The organism is Campylobacter sp. 2014D-0258 (genome assembly GCF_008000495.1).
Taxonomy (GTDB): domain Bacteria; phylum Campylobacterota; class Campylobacteria; order Campylobacterales; family Campylobacteraceae; genus Campylobacter_D; species Campylobacter_D jejuni.
This window is the reverse complement of the sequence record NZ_VOAR01000007.1, coordinates 1-16,516: the sequence shown is the minus strand read 5'-3', so window position 1 is coordinate 16,516 and position 16,516 is coordinate 1. Positions and strand designations below refer to the sequence as shown.

General features: G+C 31.1%; 15 protein-coding genes, 1 rRNA gene and 1 pseudogene. 7 read left to right on the top strand and 10 right to left on the bottom strand.

Annotated features, from left to right (window positions below; translation table 11 throughout):
- The first annotated feature begins 5 nt into the window (after positions 1-5).
- The 6 genes from coaD to SR62_RS00650 all read left to right on the top strand — a co-directional run bounded on the left by coaD (position 6) and on the right by SR62_RS00650 (position 6,083).
- On the top strand, positions 6-482 hold the full coding sequence (gene coaD / locus SR62_RS00675; RefSeq protein WP_002852633.1) for a pantetheine-phosphate adenylyltransferase: 477 nt from the start codon (positions 6-8) through the stop codon (positions 480-482).
- Positions 473-1,051: a dTMP kinase gene (gene tmk / locus SR62_RS00670; RefSeq protein WP_002852526.1), complete on the top strand. Its 579-nt coding sequence runs from the start codon at positions 473-475 to the stop codon at positions 1,049-1,051. The genes coaD and tmk overlap by 10 nt, the downstream gene beginning before the upstream one ends.
- Positions 1,048-2,274: a histidine--tRNA ligase gene (hisS, locus tag SR62_RS00665; RefSeq protein ID WP_002860747.1), complete on the top strand. Its 1,227-nt coding sequence runs from the start codon at positions 1,048-1,050 to the stop codon at positions 2,272-2,274. The genes tmk and hisS overlap by 4 nt, the downstream gene beginning before the upstream one ends.
- Positions 2,271-4,106 carry a biosynthetic arginine decarboxylase gene (gene speA / locus SR62_RS00660; protein ID WP_032584612.1) on the top strand — a complete coding sequence of 612 codons (1,836 nt, stop codon included), beginning with the start codon at positions 2,271-2,273 and terminating at the stop codon, positions 4,104-4,106. Before hisS ends, speA begins: the two co-directional genes overlap by 4 nt.
- Positions 4,107-4,745, top strand: coding sequence for a serine O-acetyltransferase (gene cysE, locus SR62_RS00655; protein ID WP_052775149.1), 639 nt, complete (start codon positions 4,107-4,109; stop codon positions 4,743-4,745). It abuts the gene before it with no gap.
- A gap of 171 nt (positions 4,746-4,916) precedes the next feature.
- Positions 4,917-6,083, top strand: coding sequence for a pyridoxal phosphate-dependent aminotransferase (locus SR62_RS00650; RefSeq protein WP_032592245.1), 1,167 nt, complete (start codon positions 4,917-4,919; stop codon positions 6,081-6,083).
- Between the two features lie 22 nt (positions 6,084-6,105).
- On the opposite strand, the gene SR62_RS00645 is transcribed toward SR62_RS00650, so the two are convergent.
- The 6 genes from SR62_RS00645 to cfrA all read right to left on the bottom strand — a co-directional run bounded on the left by SR62_RS00645 (position 6,106) and on the right by cfrA (position 13,401).
- Entirely contained in the window at positions 6,106-6,447 is a 342-nt protein-coding gene (locus tag SR62_RS00645; protein WP_147502222.1) for a cupin domain-containing protein, read from the bottom strand.
- A gap of 69 nt (positions 6,448-6,516) precedes the next feature.
- A complete protein-coding gene (locus SR62_RS00640) occupies positions 6,517-7,539 on the bottom strand; it encodes an MBL fold metallo-hydrolase (protein WP_052775151.1) in 1,023 nt (340 codons plus the stop codon).
- Positions 7,540-7,798: 259 nt separating this feature from the next.
- Positions 7,799-9,670, bottom strand: coding sequence for a molecular chaperone DnaK (gene dnaK, locus SR62_RS00635; RefSeq protein WP_002869842.1), 1,872 nt, complete (start codon positions 9,668-9,670; stop codon positions 7,799-7,801).
- A 21-nt stretch (positions 9,671-9,691) separates the two neighbouring features.
- Positions 9,692-10,219, bottom strand: a complete 528-nt coding sequence (grpE, locus tag SR62_RS00630; protein ID WP_002914514.1) for a nucleotide exchange factor GrpE — start codon at positions 10,217-10,219, stop codon at positions 9,692-9,694.
- Positions 10,216-11,010, bottom strand: a complete 795-nt coding sequence (locus SR62_RS00625; RefSeq protein WP_011049776.1) for an HrcA family transcriptional regulator — start codon at positions 11,008-11,010, stop codon at positions 10,216-10,218. The genes grpE and SR62_RS00625 overlap by 4 nt, the downstream gene beginning before the upstream one ends.
- A 300-nt stretch (positions 11,011-11,310) precedes the next feature.
- Complete coding sequence (gene cfrA, locus SR62_RS00620; protein ID WP_052775152.1) at positions 11,311-13,401, bottom strand: TonB-dependent ferric enterobactin receptor CfrA; 2,091 nt, start codon at positions 13,399-13,401, stop codon at positions 11,311-11,313.
- Positions 13,402-13,725: 324 nt separating this feature from the next.
- Between cfrA and SR62_RS00615 the strand changes: the two genes are divergently transcribed.
- Positions 13,726-14,409: an energy transducer TonB gene (locus SR62_RS00615; protein WP_052800046.1), complete on the top strand. Its 684-nt coding sequence runs from the start codon at positions 13,726-13,728 to the stop codon at positions 14,407-14,409.
- 91 nt (positions 14,410-14,500) lie between these two features.
- On the opposite strand, the gene SR62_RS00610 is transcribed toward SR62_RS00615, so the two are convergent.
- The 4 genes and pseudogenes from SR62_RS00610 to rrf all read right to left on the bottom strand — a co-directional run bounded on the left by SR62_RS00610 (position 14,501) and on the right by rrf (position 16,516).
- Positions 14,501-15,055: an RNA-guided endonuclease InsQ/TnpB family protein gene (locus tag SR62_RS00610; protein ID WP_002780048.1), complete on the bottom strand. Its 555-nt coding sequence runs from the start codon at positions 15,053-15,055 to the stop codon at positions 14,501-14,503.
- A gap of 4 nt (positions 15,056-15,059) precedes the next feature.
- The gene (locus SR62_RS09260; protein WP_032591225.1) at positions 15,060-15,323 is read right to left on the bottom strand and encodes a hypothetical protein; all 264 of its coding nucleotides are present in this window, start codon (positions 15,321-15,323) and stop codon (positions 15,060-15,062) included.
- A gap of 428 nt (positions 15,324-15,751) precedes the next feature.
- Positions 15,752-15,846, bottom strand: a pseudogene (locus SR62_RS00600) (hypothetical protein).
- 553 nt (positions 15,847-16,399) lie between these two features.
- Positions 16,400-16,516, bottom strand: a 5S ribosomal RNA gene (rrf, locus tag SR62_RS00590).

The following is a 16,516-nucleotide window of genomic DNA, read 5'->3' as shown; positions in this document are numbered from 1 at the left end:
CAAAAATGACTTGTTTATATCCTGGGACTTTTGATCCTATTACCAACGGGCATTTAGATGTTATAAAACGGGCTTTAAAAATTTTTGATGAAGTCATCGTTGCCATAGCAAAAAGTGAACATAAAAAACCTTGCTATGATTTAGAAAAACGCAAAGAACTAGCCCTGCTCGCAACACAAAATTTAAAAAATGTTAAAATCATTGCTTTTGATAATTTACTTGTAGATTTAGCCAAAGAATTAAAAGTTAATACTATAATCCGTGGACTTAGAGCAGTGAGTGATTTTGAATACGAATTGCAAATTGGCTATGCAAATCACGCACTTTGGGAAGATATGGAAACCATTTATCTTATGCCAAGTCTAAAACATGCTTTTATTTCAAGTTCTATTGTGCGTTCTATAGTAGCACATGGGGGTGATGTAAGTTCTCTTGTTCCAAAAGAAATTCTACCTTTTTTAAAGGATCAATCTTGTATGTAGTTTTTGAAGGTATTGACTGCGTAGGAAAAAGTACGCAAATTTCACTTTTAAAAGAAATTTACAAAGATGCCATTTTCACACTCGAACCTGGCGGAACAGAACTTGGAAAACATTTAAGAGAAATTTTACTTAATAAAACTCATCCTATTAACAAAAGAGCTGAACTCTTGCTTTTTTTAGCTGATCGTGCTCAACATTTTGAAGAAATCTTAAAAACCAATCAAAACAAACTCATTATTAGCGATAGAAGTTTTATTTCAGGCATGGCTTATGCCAAAGATTTTGAAAACGATTTGCTTTTTGCTTTAAATAGTTTTGCTTTAGAAAATTTTTTTCCACAAAAAATTATCTTTTTAAAAGGAGATGCAAACCTTATCCAAGAACGCCTCAGTCAAAAAGAACTAGATAGTATAGAAAAACGTGGCATTGAGTATTTTTTAAGTGTACAGGACAAACTCGAAAAAGTGCTTCATTTTTTAAAAGAAAAAATTTCTGTAGAAATTTTAACACTTGACGCAAAAGAAAGTAAAGAAAAATTACACCAACAAATAAAGGAATTTTTACAATGATTAACGCTTTAAAAGGAATGAAAGATTTATTAGATAAAGATGCATATTATTATGAAAAAGTGATTAAAACCTGCGAAGAAGTAGCTAAAAACTATGGCTTTACTTTTATCAATACACCGCATTTAGAACTTTGCACCCTTTTTAAAAGAAGCGTAGGAGAAAGTTCTGATATAGTAGGTAAAGAAATGTATGAATTTATCGATAAAGGCGAAAATCATGTTTGCATGCGTCCTGAAGGAACTGCTGGGGTGGTGCGTGCCTATATAGAAAAAAAACTCGATAAAAACACTAGTGTGAAAAGATGGTTTTATCATGGTTCTATGTTTCGTTATGAAAGACCTCAAAAGGGTCGCTTAAGAGAATTTCATCAATTTGGAGTTGAAAGCCTTGGCATACCTAATGTTTATGAAGATGCAAGCATTATTTTAATGCTAGTAGAAATTTTCTCACGCCTTGGTATTGATTTTAAACTTCAACTTAATTCTTTAGGCTGCTTACAATGCTTGCCAAAATACCGCGATAGGCTCGTTGAATTCTTAGATTCCAAAGAAGGTTTTTGTGAAGATTGTTTGCGTAGAAAAAATTTAAATCCTATTCGTGTCTTAGATTGTAAAAATGAGCATTGTCAAAATTTGCTTGAAAATGCTCCGCTTTTGATCAATAATTTATGCACCTCTTGCCAAAAAGACTTTGAAACACTGCAACAAATTTTAAAGGATAATGGAGTTAAATTTGAGTTAGATTCAAAACTTGTGAGGGGTTTGGATTATTATTCTAAAACGGCTTTTGAATTTATAAGCGATGAAATAGGAGCAAAGGCTGCTATCGCAGGTGGAGGACGCTACGATAGACTTATAGAGTATTTAGGTGGAAAAAGTGGCTATGGTATAGGTTTTGCCATGGGTATAGAAAGAATTATAACTATTTTAGAACAAAAAGAAGAAAAGATTCAAAGAGAAGGAATTTATCTTTGTGCTATGGATGAAATTTATATCCAAAAACTTTTGCATATCGCTACAAATTTAAGAAAAGAATATAAAGTACTTTTAAGCTATGAAGCAAGAAAACTAGCCAAACATCTTGAAAACGCGGATAAAAATAATACTGAAATTTTTCTTTGCATGGGAGAAAATGAAGCACAAAATGAAAGTTTGTTTTATAAAAATTTAGCAAAAAAAGAAGAAAAAATGATTAAAATTTCAGACTTAAAGAAGGTTTTATGATGGATTATGGTATTGATATTTGGGGAAATGAAAATTTCATTATCAAAAATGGTAAAGTTTGTATCAATTACGAGAAAAAACCTGCTATTATTGATATAGTTAAAGAATTAAGAGATGATGGATACAAGGGGCCTTTACTTTTAAGATTTCCTCATCTTATCCAAAAACAAATTGAAAATATTTACGGAAATTTCAATAAAGCAAGAAAGGAATTTGGCTATAAAGGAGGATTTAACGCTGTTTATCCTTTAAAGGTCAATCAATACCCTGGTTTTGTAAAAAATCTTGTAAAACTTGGAAAAGACTATAACTATGGACTTGAAGCAGGTTCTAAGGCAGAGCTTTTACTCGCTATGGCTTATAATAACGAAGGCGCACCTATTACCGTAAATGGCTTTAAAGATAGAGAACTTATCAACATAGGCTTTATCGCAGCTGAAATGGGACATAATATCACTTTAACCATAGAAGGACTTAATGAACTTGAAGCTATCATAGACATAGCTAAAGAACGCTTTAAACCTAAACCAAATATAGGCTTACGTGTACGTTTGCATTCTGCTGGAGTTGGAATTTGGGCAAAAAGCGGTGGGATTAATTCTAAATTTGGACTTACATCCACTGAACTCATAGAAGCGGTAAATTTACTCAAAGAAAACAAACTTTTAGAACAATTTACCATGATTCACTTTCATCTAGGCTCACAAATTACCGAAATTCACCCCTTGAAAAAAGCCTTAAATGAAGCAGGAAATATCTATACAGAACTTAGAAAAATGGGAGCTAAAAATCTAAAAGCTATCAATCTTGGTGGCGGTTTAGCTGTGGAATACTCACAATTTAAAAATGAAAAAAGTAGAAATTACACCCTAAGAGAATACGCTAACGATGTAGTTTTTATCCTAAAAAACATAGCCGAACAAAAAAAAGATTTAGAGCCTGATATTTTCATAGAAAGTGGACGTTTTGTAGCAGCCAATCACGCTGTTTTAATCGCTCCTGTATTAGAACTTTTTTCTCAAGAATACGCAGAAAACAAACTCATACTTAAAAAACAAAATCCAAAACTTATCGATGAGCTTTATGATCTTTATAAAAGTATAAAACCTTCCAATGCTTTAGAATACTTGCACGATAGCATAGATCATTTAGAGAGTATTTTAACTCTTTTTGATTTGGGCTATGTGGATTTACAAGATCGTTCCAATGCTGAAATTTTAACTCATTTGATTACAAAAAAAGCCATCTTGCTTTTAGGCGATAAGCAAAATCCTGCGGATTTACTTGCCATACAAGATGAAGTGCAAGAAAGGTATTTGGTAAATTTTTCACTCTTTCAAAGCATACCCGATTTTTGGGGTTTAGAACAGAATTTCCCCATCATGCCACTTGATCGCTTAGATGAAGAACCGACACGAAGTGCAAGTATTTGGGATATAACCTGCGATAGCGATGGAGAAATTTCATACTCTAAAGATAAACCTTTATTTTTGCACGATGTAGATGTAGAAAAAGAAAATTATTTTCTAGGGTTTTTTCTTGTAGGTGCCTATCAAGAAGTACTTGGAATGAAACACAATCTTTTTACTCATCCTACTGAAGCTATTATAAGCATCAATGAAAAAGGCTATGAAGTCGAGGGGATTATAGAAGCGCAATCCATACTTGATACCTTAGAAGATTTAGACTATGATATACACGCTATCATGGATATACTTAATGAACGCATAAGTAATTCTAAGCTTGTAAATGATAAGCAAAAAAAGCATATTTTAGGCGAACTTTATCTTTTCTTAAATGATAATGGTTATTTAAAAAGCATAGGAGTTTAGATGAATTTTTGGGGTATTATAAAAGAAGATTTTTCTCAGCCAAAGGCACAAGATCCAGCTTTTAATTCTTGTATAGAACTTTTTTTTAATTACCCTGGAGTATGGGCTGTAGTAAATTACCGCTTTGCACATTTTTTTTACATAAGAAATTTTAAACGCATTGCTAGAATGATTAGCGGAATTTCACAATTCTTAACTGGGGTAGATTTGCACCCTGGAGCAGAACTTGGAAGGCGTATTTTTATAGATCATGCCAATGGAGTGGTTATAGGTCAAACAGCAATTATAGAAGATGATGTTTTAATTTATCAAGGCGTTACTTTAGGTGGAACAAGCCTTGAAAAAGGTACTAAACGCCATCCAACCATAAAAAAAGGAGTGATCATAGGCTCAGGCGCAAAAGTACTTGGCAATATCACCATAGGAGAAAATGCCAAAATAGGCTCAAATGCTGTAGTGGTTAAAGATGTAGGTGCAAATTTAACTGCTGTTGGAATTCCTGCTTATATTGTCGAAGAGCGTAAAAATAAAAACATTAGAGCCATAGATGCAAATTGCGATGACAAACTAGAAAAGTTAGAAAAGAAAATTTTAGAACTTGAAAATCTTATATTAAAACAACCTGAATCACAAAAATAATAATTTTTTATAATACATAAAATTATATGTATTATTATGCGTATTAATTTTTCCTAAAAATTAATACAAATTTTCACATTTATTGAAATTTATAACTCATTTTTAAATTAAATTTATTGTAAAAATGCAATTTTCTGCTAAAATTAAACAAAAATTATTAAGGATTGAAAAATGCTTACAAAAAGATCTCAAGTTTTAGAAGAATCTATCACTTTAGCTATCACTGCACTTGCCAATGAACTTAAAGCCAAAGGCGAGGATATCATTAGTTTTTCAGCGGGTGAACCTGATTTTGACACACCACAAACTATCAAAAATGCTGCTATAAGTGCTATTGAAAAAGGATGTGGAAAATACACTGCTGTTGCAGGAATTCCTGAAGTATTAAAAGCTATTCAAACCAAATTTAAAAAAGATAATAATCTTGATTATGAAACAAATGAAATCATCAGCAATGTAGGCGCAAAACACTCTCTTTTTGAATGTATAGAATGCTTAGTAGAAAAAGATGATGAAGTGATTATCCCTAGTCCTTACTGGGTAAGCTATCCTGAAATGGTAAAATTTGCAGGTGGAAAACCTGTATTTATAGAAGGCTTAGAAGAAAATGGCTTTAAAATTACCGCTGAACAATTAAAAAAAGCTATCACAGCTAAAACCAAGGTTTTAATGTTAAATTCTCCTTCAAATCCTGTGGGATCGATTTATTCTAAAGAAGAATTAACTCAAATTGCTAAAGTTTTAGAAGGAACGCAAATCACTGTTTTAAGTGATGAAATGTATGAAAAACTTCGCTATGATGGTTTTGATTTTGTAGCTTTTGCAAGTGTAAGCAAAGATGCTTTAAAACGCACTGTAACTATTAACGGACTTAGCAAATGTGGAGCTATGCCAGGATGGCGTTTTGGCTATATGGCAAGCAAAAATAAAGCCCTAATTTCAGCCGTTAAAAGACTTCAAGGACAAAGCACTTCAAATATTTGCTCCATCACTCAACATGCAGCCATTCCTGCTTTAAATGGAGAATGTGATAAAGATATAGAAAAAATGCGTCAAGCCTTTGAAAAACGCCGTAACTTAGCCTTAGACATACTTAAACAAATCCCAAATATCAGTGTTTATAAACCAGAAGGTGCTTTTTATCTTTTTGTAAATATACAAAAAATAGAAAAAGATTCTATGAAGTTTTGCCAAAAATTGCTTGAACAAGAAAAAGTTGCCGTTGTTCCAGGTATAGGTTTTGGAATGGATGGATATTTTAGGCTTTCTTATGCCACAAGCGATGAGCTTATCAAAAAAGGTTTAGAAAGAATAGCAAATTTCATTGCTTCTTATTAAGCCCTAAAGCCTTAAAATTACTTTAAGGCTTTTTAAACACAGCATTTACCCTTTGAACACTATCTGATTTATTTAAACTCAATCTTATTATAGAATTTTCCAATCCACCTAAAGAATGCGCTACATTTGCCTCTAGGCCTATCATATCTAAAACATTTAATTCAAATTTTTCCTTTTCCACTTCAAACCAAATTTTACCGCTTAAAACTTGAACATGTATAGCAAAAGGAGCTTTATGCTCTTTCATCACGCTATCTTTAGCTAATAAAATTTGAATTTCTTTACCTTTTTCATTATCAATTAAAACATTGATTTTCACTTCTTTTGGGCTAAATTCCGCTCCATTCCATTGAATGATTTTCACAAAATCTCCTTTTTTAGTTTTATAAAACTATAGCAAAAGCCAAAATATAAATTATAAACTTGTGTTAATTTATTCTTCTTTCCACCAAAAATCCTGTTTAAATTTAACTCCTACTTCATAAGCCTCGCCCATTTTTGGTGTGATAAGGGGTAAATCTAAATTTTCATAAAGAAATTTTACCACCTCATTCCATGCATGAGTTCCTGCTAAAAATCTCCCCCAATGTATAGGCATGACAGCTTTTGCATTAAGATCTTTTGCTTCTTTTAAAATTTGCTCAGGAAAAGAGTGTGAATATGGCCAGGCGATATTAAATTGTCCGCTTTCAAGACAAGCTAAGTCAAAATCTCCAAAATACTCACCTATTTTTTTAAAATGTGTAAAATACCCTCCATCTGCGCTAAAAAACACTCTCTTATCTACACTTAAAAATTCCATCACAAAAGAAGCCCAAAGGGTTTTGTTTTTACCATCTCCCCTGCTTGAACTGTGTTGTGCAGGTGTTGCAATGATTTTTAAATCACCAAATTCTATGCCGCTCCACCAATCAAGCTCTATGATTTTTTTCTCACTCACCCCATAGCTTTTTAGATAATTTCCCACTTTTAAAGGTGTGATAAAAAATCGTGCTTTTTCTTTTAAAGCTTTGACACTCTTAGCATCTAAATGATCAAAATGTGAATGCGTGATAATCACAGCAAAAATTTCATTAAAATCATTTACATTATAAACAGGAGCATTTTTAAAAGCCTTGTTAATAAAAGAAATAGGCGAAGCATGAGTGTTAAAAACAGGATCGATCAAAATTTTATATTCTTTAAAACTTATAAAAAGCGAAGAATGTCCAAGCCAAGTAATATGCGGAGTGCTAAAACCACTCAAATCAGGCTTGAAAAAAGGTAACTTAAAAGAAGGGATGGCATTTTTTGGATAAAGATAATAATACCTCAAAATTTCTTTAAAAGACACTTTAGGAGTTATAAGACTGTGCTCATTTTCATTAAGAAAAATTTCATATTTTTTACCCTGCACTTTTTTAGCTTTTGATCGTTGTGTATTGGAAATATCAAAGGTTTTAAATGATAAATTCAAATTTTTCCTTTTATGTTTATTAAGATTATATCTAAAAAGTTTTTAGATTAATTTTATTTTATTGCTAATTTTTTAGTTTGCTTACACTAAAATGAATTGTCTGATTTAAATTAGAACTTCAAAAAGAATTGGTTAAAAAATCAATGAAAAATTAGGTAGCAAGCTAATAAAAGAATTATACTTTACAGATTTTGTCATTTATTTAAAATTTTAAAAAATTTTCAAGCCTTTTAAAAAGGCTTGAATAGAGATTTTAAGATTACTCAACTTCAGCGTCGATTACATCGTCATCTTTTTTCTTTTTATCATTTGCTGTGTTTGGCTCATCTTTTTTATACATATTTTCAGCTAGTTTGTGAGAAACTTCACTTAAAGCTTTCATTTTGCTTTCAATCTCTTCTTTGCTTGCATTTTGATTTTTCAAAGTCTCACGCAAATCATCAAGAGCTTTTTGAATATTTTCTTTATCAGCAGCGGCAACTTTTTCACCCAACTCACTTAAAGATTTTTCTACTTGATGCGCCAAGCTATCAGCTGCATTTCTAGCATCTACAGCTTCTTTGCGTTTTTTGTCTTCTTCTTTGTGAAGTTCAGCATCTTTTACCATGTTATTAATCTCTTCCTCGCTAAGTCCGCTTGAACCTGTGATTTTGATCTCTTGAGCCTTACCTGTTGCTTTATCTTTTGCACTAACAGTTAAAATACCATTTGCATCGATATCAAAAGTAACTTCGATTTGTGGCATACCGCGTGGTGCTGGTGGAATTCCTTCAAGATTAAAATTTCCTAAAGATTTATTATCACGACTAAATTCTCTTTCCCCTTGTAAAACATTGATAGTTACAGCACTTTGATTATCTTCAGCGGTTGAGAAAACTTGCTCTTTTTTAGTTGGAATAGTTGTACCTTTTTCGATAATCTTAGTCATTACCCCGCCTAGAGTTTCTATACCCAAAGAGAGCGGTGTAACATCAAGTAAAAGCACATCTTTTACATCACCTTTTATAACCGCACCTTGAATCGCCGCACCGATAGCCACAACTTCATCAGGATTTACAGACTTATTAAGATCTTTATTAAAGGCTTTTTTCACTTCTTCTTGCACTAAAGGAACACGAGTAGAGCCCCCTACCATAACAATTTCTTTAATCTCATCTTTTTTAAGCCCTGCATCGCTTACTACTTCATTGATTTTAGTGATGGTTTCAGCCACTAAAGAATCAATCATACCTTCAAATTTAGCTCTAGTAAGTTTTTTAACCAAGTGTTTTGGGCCACTCGCATCAGCTGTGATAAATGGTAAATTAATTTCAGTTTCATTAGCTGAGCTTAATTCTTTTTTAGCATTTTCTGCTGCTTCTTTCAAGCGTTGCAAAGCCATAACATCATTTTTAAGATCTATGCCTGTTTCATCTTTAAATTCACTTGCTAGAAAATCGATAAGTTTATTATCAAAATCATCACCACCTAAGAAAGCGTTACCACCTGTTGCTAAAACTTCTACTACATTATCGCCAGTTTCAAGCACAGTAACGTCAAAAGTTCCCCCACCTAGATCATAAACCACAATTTTTTCACTATCTTTTTTATCAAGTCCGTAAGCTAGAGCTGCTGAAGTAGGCTCATTGATAATTCTTAATACATTAAGTCCTGCGATAGTTCCTGCTTCTTTTGTTGCTTTTCTTTGTGCATCGTTAAAATACGCAGGCACAGTAATAACCGCATCTACAACACTCTCGCCCAAAAAAGCTTCAGCATCTTCTTTTAGTTTCATTAAAACTTTCGCTGAAATTTCTTGCGGAGTATAAATTTTACCTGCGATTTCTATTGCGCACGCACCATTTCTTTCGGTGATGTGGTAAGGAAGTCTATTTTTAGCTTCTTTAGCCGCATCTTCATTGATCATTAAACCCATAATTCTTTTGATAGAATAAATGGTTTTTTCAGGGTTGGTTACCGCTTGGCGTTTTGCACTATCGCCTACTAAAACTTCGCCTTTATCTGTAAAAGCTACCACTGAAGGAGTTGTGTTTTTTCCTTCTTTGTTTGGGATTACTTTGCTCTCGCCGCGTTCATACACAGCAACACAAGAATTGGTTGTTCCTAAATCTATACCTATAACTTTACTCATTTTTTATCCTTTTATTAAAATTTATTTTGCTACACTAACTTTGGTTGGGCGGATCACGCGATCGGCTATTTTATAACCTTTTTGAAGCACTTGAACCACTTCACCACTTTGATGGTTTTCACTATCTACATGAAACATTGCTTCGTGTAAATTAGGATCAAACTCTTTTTCATTTTTGATAAGAGCCACCCCATGTTTTTCAAGTTTCTTAAGAAATAAATCTAAAGTATTTTGCACTCCTTCTTTGATTTTTAAGCTAATTTCATCTTGGCATTCGACATTAACAGCAGCTTCTAAAGCATCTAAAACATCGAGCAAATCCTTAGCAAAGCTTTCATTTGCATAAGCCATAGCGCTTAACTTTTCTTTTTCCATTCTTTTTTTAATATTTTCAAATTCAGCGTTTGCACGCATATATTTATCTTTTAATTCCTCTAATTCTTTTTGTAATTCATTTGTTTCGTTTTTTTCATTATCTTGCAAATCATCCTGCAAATTTTCAGAATTTTGTGCATTTTCATTTTCAATTTCTTGCTTTTGTTCGCTCATGCCGCCTCCTTTATGTATTGTAATATCTTTTTATAATCCGTATAAACACTACCTGCTAAGATAATATTTACATCTTCGCCCAAAAACTGCGCATCTACCTTAAGCCCCATAAAACCTTCTTTAAATAAAGGTTCAAATTCAAGACTTTCTTTAAAATGACGGTGAATTTGACAATCTAAGAGCTTAACAAATTCATCATTTTGATAAATTTGATAAGCTCTTTCTTCATTGCTTCTATAGCAAATCAAATTTTGTCTTAAGCTAGCTATTTTTTCTACAAGATCTATAAAATGAACTCTCAAAGCTATTTTTTCTATACTAGAAAGATCAAGCCCTATAAGACTTTGTAAAAAATTCCACGCTTCTTTTTCGTATTTTAAAACCAGCTCTTCATCTTCAAAATCAAGCACTATAAATTTAGTATTAAGATCTAGTACTTCTTTAAGTACTAAACTTCTACCTCCATAAACAAGACAATAAATTTCAAATTCTTTACTTAACTCTTTCAAAAAGCTTTCGTTTTTGATATGGATATTTTTATCTTGTTCTTTTTCCCAAAAACTTTGCCAATAATTTTGCATCGTTAAAATAGTAGGAATTCTACCACTACTTATATGAAGCTGAGTGATCAAACCCTCATCGCTAAGTCTTTTAAGATAAACGCGTATAGTCGAAGCAGGTATACAAAGGTTTGAATTTAATTCATTAGAACCAATAGGCGCATTATCCAAAAGATAAGTTTGGATAATAGACTCTAAAATCAAATCCTTTTTATCTCGACTTTTCATCATGTTTTCCTTTATATCTAGCACTCTATTTTTTGATTGCTAGATATATTATACAACATTGAGTGTTATTTTGTCAAGTATAAATATAAAAAAATATACTTAATTTTATTTAGTCTATATAACTAAAGTTTTATTAGTTACTTTTTTATAAGGATAGGATATATTTCAAGATTGGTAAACAGGGTGATAATTAGATAAGAAATTTTAAATAGATTCGATAATTTAACTTTTTTAAAAGCACAAGATGCTATAAACAAAAAACCAAAGAAGCCTTTACAAGCTCTTTGGCTTTTCTATCAAAGCTTAAAAACTACCATTAATGGAAATATATATTCTTCTTCCTTCTTCTATGCGATTGTAAGTATTGACCCAAGTAGTAGTACCGCTATTTTGATAAGATTCCCAACCATCTGTAAAACTTTTGTTAAAAAGATTATAAATAGCTGCGTTGATATTCCATTGCTTATTGATATCATAACGCACACCCATAGAAGCTAAAAAGATATCCTTATAATATTCCCTATTTATATTAGTATCACCCATATAGCGATCTATTTGCCATTCGCCTTTTATCCAAGGGGTAATTTTATTATAGAAGCTGTATTCAGTTTTCAACATAATATTATGTTTTAAACTATCCTGCTCAGGTTTACCTATCACACTTTTATCTTGTGCTTCTTTAACCTCACTATCAAGATAAGTATAAGCAAAATTTACATTTAAATTATCAAGAAGGCTTATCCCTGCTCCAAGCTCTACACCTTTGTACTCAACCTTACCATGATTGATCGCTCTAAAACATCTATCAGCATTACAAGTACCAATTCCTGGAATCATATTATTTTTGTCATATCTTTGGGTTGAAATTTTATCTTTAAAATTTGTTAAAAAACCTGTCGCAGAAACATAAAACAAATCATTATTGTAAATAGCTGCTATTTCATAATTTAAAGATGTCTCTTCTTTTAAATCAGGATTTCCATATATAGGAAATCTACCTTGACCACTATAATTATAAGCTCCATTTATCAAACGATTTGCATAAGGAGTCCTAAAACCCGTAGATACACCGCCTTTTAAAGTAAGTTCATCAGTAGGATTATAAACTAGATAAGCTCTTGGCGAAACATTGTTTCCAAAAATTTCATGATGATTGTATCTTGCTCCAAAAGTCAATCTTAAGTTATCTTTTATACTATACTCATCCTCTGCAAATATTGCCAATAAATACTGATCAAAATTGGTCGGATTAGCTATTTTATCTTGCATTTTTTCAAGCCTATATTCACCACCTGCGCTTAAAATATGATTCTGTCCTAAAGAAATGACAGACTTAGTATCTAAGATAATATCTTCTGCGACTATATCTCTATTTTCTCCCAAAAATGGCTGCGTTGCTTGTCCTACAACTTCGCGACCATTATTGCTTACTCTATTGTATTGCAAAGTCGAGGTAATAGAAAAATTTTCATAAATACCCTCATGACTTAAGTAAGTCACAAATTTATCAACTTCCATAATATCCGCATAGCCGCCCGTTAAACTATCTGGTGTTCTACCTGGACTTGTAATAGTTCCTAATTGACCTTGTTTATTGTCGTAATGATTTCTTGAAAAATCTATATCAAATATAAAAGTATTATAATCATTAGCTAAATAACTAATTCTTGTTCCTATGTTAAAATTATTTGCCTTTGTAGGACTTTGAGCTTGATCCCCTTGAACTCTTTGCCCGCTTCCATTTGTAAATTCAACATTAGATTGCTGTCTATAAAATTCTCTAAAACGAAGCGTTAGACCTAATTTATCATTCATCAAAGGACCACTAGAATAAATACTTGTTCCATAAGTATTGCCCCAATCTTTATTTTCATTTAAAAGAGCGTCCAAGCTTACAGAAGTTTCCCATTTATCACTTACTTTTTTGGTAATGATATTTACCACCCCGCCTAAAGCTTCGGAGCCATATAAAGTACTCATAGGACCTTTTATAACTTCTATTCTTTCTATGCTAGAAATTGGAGGCAATAAAGAATTTGAAATTTCATTAAATCCATTAGGACCAACTTCCCCACCAATACCCTGACGGCGTCCATCAATCAAAACCAAAGTATATCCCGTAATACCTCTCATAGTAATATTATAAGAACCTGTTTTTCCCTTGCTAGCATATAAATCAACGCCTGGGATATCTGCGATAGCCTCTGCAACATCTCTATAAGGCTTACTTTGTAATTCTTTTTTACTGATAACATTGATAGTAGCAGGAGCTTCTTTAATATCTTGAGTAAAGCCAGAAGCACTAACGATTGAGCTATCTAGTTCTACATTTTGCGATATGGCATTGGAGCTTAAGAGACCAATGGCGCAAACTGATAGACATATTTTTTTCATTTTTCTCCTTTTGTTAAATATTGATTTAGAAATCAAAATATTATGATAATAATTATTAATTTAAGATAAATTTTGTATCAATTGTGATAATTAGTATTAATTAAAAATTTATTTTTTCTTGCTATAATTCTTAAAAATATAAGTTTTTTTAGAGAAGTAAATAGCAAAAATTAAATATCTTTTAGATACAAGCTTGATTATTTGATTGTTATTTTTCTCTGTGAAATTTGTTTCAAAATTTATCTTTTTAAACAATTTATCATAGAATGTGTTTAAGAAATAAAGATATTTAAATCAAAAAATAAAATCATAACGGAGTAAAAGATGAAAACATTTATAAGCAATCATAAAAACCAATCTTCTTTTATCACTTTATTTGTTTTTACACCTTTATTTTTTGTTTTTCTTTATTCTAAAGATTTTTTACACATACAATCCAATGAAACTATTAAAGAAAATAAATTTAATATGGCAATCAAACATTTTGTACAAAATTCCTCCGATATGAAACCGACACAACCTACACAAACTATACAAGAGCCTTCGAATGTGCAACCCAAAGAACCTGTGCAAGAAATAAAAAAAATAAAACCGAGAAAAGAAAAACCTATCGCTAAACCTAAAAAAATAATCCCTCCAGCAAATGCAAAGGCAATAAGTCAACCCAAAAAAGATACAAACATGCAGCAACAAACTCCACAAGCCAGCTCTTACCAAAGCGTATCTTTAACTAGTAATAGTGAGCTTTTAAAAGAAATAAAATCAGCAATCGATGAAGCCCTAATCTACCCTAGACAAGCTAGAAAAATGCGTATGAGTGGGGAGGTTCTTGTAGAATTTACCTGGACAAAAGAAAAGAAATTAGAAAATTTAAAAATACTTAAGCCTTCAAAATATGATTTTCTAAATAAAAGTGCTTTAGAAACTATACGCATAGCTTCTAAAAAATTTCCACAATATGAAAAAACTTTTCATATAAAAATACCATTGGTATATAAATTAAGCTAAATCTTTCACAATATACTCTATTTTTAATACAAATCACTCCAGCTTTGCTAACGCTTAGAAGTAGAAGCTTCCTAGCTAAAGCTAACTAGTATTAGCTAATTCGAAAGGCTTTGAGTTTATAGTCCTCAAGGCTAATTCCTAACCCAAACGACTTTAATCCACGCTTTAAGATATTATTTGCAGCATTAATATCTCTATGTAAAGTATTGCCACATTTTTCACAAAGATACACTCTATCTTTAAACATAAGATTTTTTTTGATATTTCCACATACACTACAAGTTTTGCTTGTATATTGTGGATTGACTTTTATAAAGAATTTGCCATTATGCTTTGCTTTATACTCTAGATATTGAGAGAATTGATAGAATGAAGTATTAAGAATAGATTTATTTAAACCACTTTTAGCTTTTATATTCTTTAATTTAGCTCTTTTACACATATTCTTAATTTGCAAATCTTCAACTGCTAGCAAGTCAAATTCTTGTATGAGTTTTGAAGTTATCTTGTGATAACTATCCTTTTTGATATTTGAACTTTTTTCATAGATTTTATTTAATTTTAATTGTGTTTTTTTGAAATTATGGCTTAACTTTGTTTTCTCCTTTTTTGTTTTTAATATTCTCCTGCTTTGTTTTCTTTGCAATCTTTTAATATTCAGCTCTACTAAGTAGCTTTAAGTTAGTAGCTATTAACTCTCCACTGCTTAAGGTAATCTCATTGATATTTAAATCAATGTCAACTGCTTTTTTAATATCAAAATCTTTGCTAGATATTAAAGAAACATTTGATTCATCATAAATGATACTAAAAGCTAAATAGTATTTATTGTGATTTTTGATAATAGTGATTTGATTAAACTTATAAGTATTTGGTAAATCTCTGTGATAACGCATTTTAAAAAATGTATTCATAAGTCTAAATATCTTAAACTTAGTAGTATCACTATCTTTGATTTTGTAGGCTTGATTATTCCAATTAAAGCTTTGCTTTGCAAATTTAGAGTTTTTAAATTTGGGAAAGCCTTTTTTTTATCTCTAATTGCTTGCTCTAAGGCACGAGAAGATTAATCCTTGCTTGTTGGGTTACAACACTTTTATAGCTTAATTCTCTTGCTTTTATAAGGCTAGTTTTATTGATTATCTATCTTACTTGCCTTTAAATAACTCCTATCTTTTTTATCTAAATTCTTATTTTTATCCCACTGCTCTTGCTGTAAATTTAAACAAATATTATAGGCTTGATATAGATGAAACATTGATGATTAATAAGCTTTTGTTGTTCTTTGTTTAGGTAGAATTCTATATTTAAAACCTTTGGTTATTTGCATTGCTTTGTTCCATTAGGGCTTTTTTTCTTTTTGGTTATATATTTTTTCTTAGGGTAATTATCTTCTATGCCTTGATTTTCTGCATATTTTTTAAGAGTTTCTAGCATTATTCCGCATAGGTATTCTATAAAAATTACTGATTATGTCAAATACCTAACTAGAGCCGTACAACTAACACTGTAAGCAATTCATCTCCCACTTAAGAAGTGAGAGTTTTATTGAATAAAAAAAGATAAATTTAAAGCAAGTAATCTTTTTTTAGACAACACTAAACCCTTGCATGTATTTACAGCAATATTTATTTCATCATAAACAACCCCCAACCCATAAAACCTCAATAAACACTATAAAATAAACTTGAGTGATTAAAAATCCAACCCAATTATTGAATAAACCCAACCTACATAATAAAATATAAACTAGACATATAAAGAACAATTGACACATAAAAATAGATTGAATAAATAAACCTATACAAGTAAACATAAAAGAATAATTGAGATATAAAAACATATAAACTAAACAACTCAAACAACCATTAAATTAACCCAAGCTAATTAAACCTATAAACATAAAAAAATAATTAAATATAAAAACAACGATTGACATATAAAAACTAAGATTTTAAATCTATAAGAATAAGATAAAGAAGAATTAACAAGTCCGCAATGAGCTACTTTCCCCCTGCCAGTAAGGCGTAGTATCATCACCCACGATGTGCTTAGCTTCTTGGTTCGGGATGGAGCAAGGCGTTTCCACATCTGTATAATCACGGAC

Coding starts and splice junctions, on each gene's coding strand:
- SR62_RS00615 (WP_052800046.1), top strand. CDS start 13,726: ATGAAAACATTTATAAGCAATCATAAAAACCAATCTTCTTTTATCACT.
- dnaK (WP_002869842.1), bottom strand. CDS start 9,670: ATGAGTAAAGTTATAGGTATAGATTTAGGAACAACCAATTCTTGTGTT.
- grpE (WP_002914514.1), bottom strand. CDS start 10,219: ATGAGCGAACAAAAGCAAGAAATTGAAAATGAAAATGCACAAAATTCT.
- SR62_RS00625 (WP_011049776.1), bottom strand. CDS start 11,010: ATGATGAAAAGTCGAGATAAAAAGGATTTGATTTTAGAGTCTATTATC.
- speA (WP_032584612.1), top strand. CDS start 2,271: ATGATGGATTATGGTATTGATATTTGGGGAAATGAAAATTTCATTATC.
- cysE (WP_052775149.1), top strand. CDS start 4,107: ATGAATTTTTGGGGTATTATAAAAGAAGATTTTTCTCAGCCAAAGGCA.
- coaD (WP_002852633.1), top strand. CDS start 6: ATGACTTGTTTATATCCTGGGACTTTTGATCCTATTACCAACGGGCAT.
- SR62_RS00650 (WP_032592245.1), top strand. CDS start 4,917: ATGCTTACAAAAAGATCTCAAGTTTTAGAAGAATCTATCACTTTAGCT.
- cfrA (WP_052775152.1), bottom strand. CDS start 13,401: ATGAAAAAAATATGTCTATCAGTTTGCGCCATTGGTCTCTTAAGCTCC.
- SR62_RS09260 (WP_032591225.1), bottom strand. CDS start 15,323: ATGAATACATTTTTTAAAATGCGTTATCACAGAGATTTACCAAATACT.
- hisS (WP_002860747.1), top strand. CDS start 1,048: ATGATTAACGCTTTAAAAGGAATGAAAGATTTATTAGATAAAGATGCA.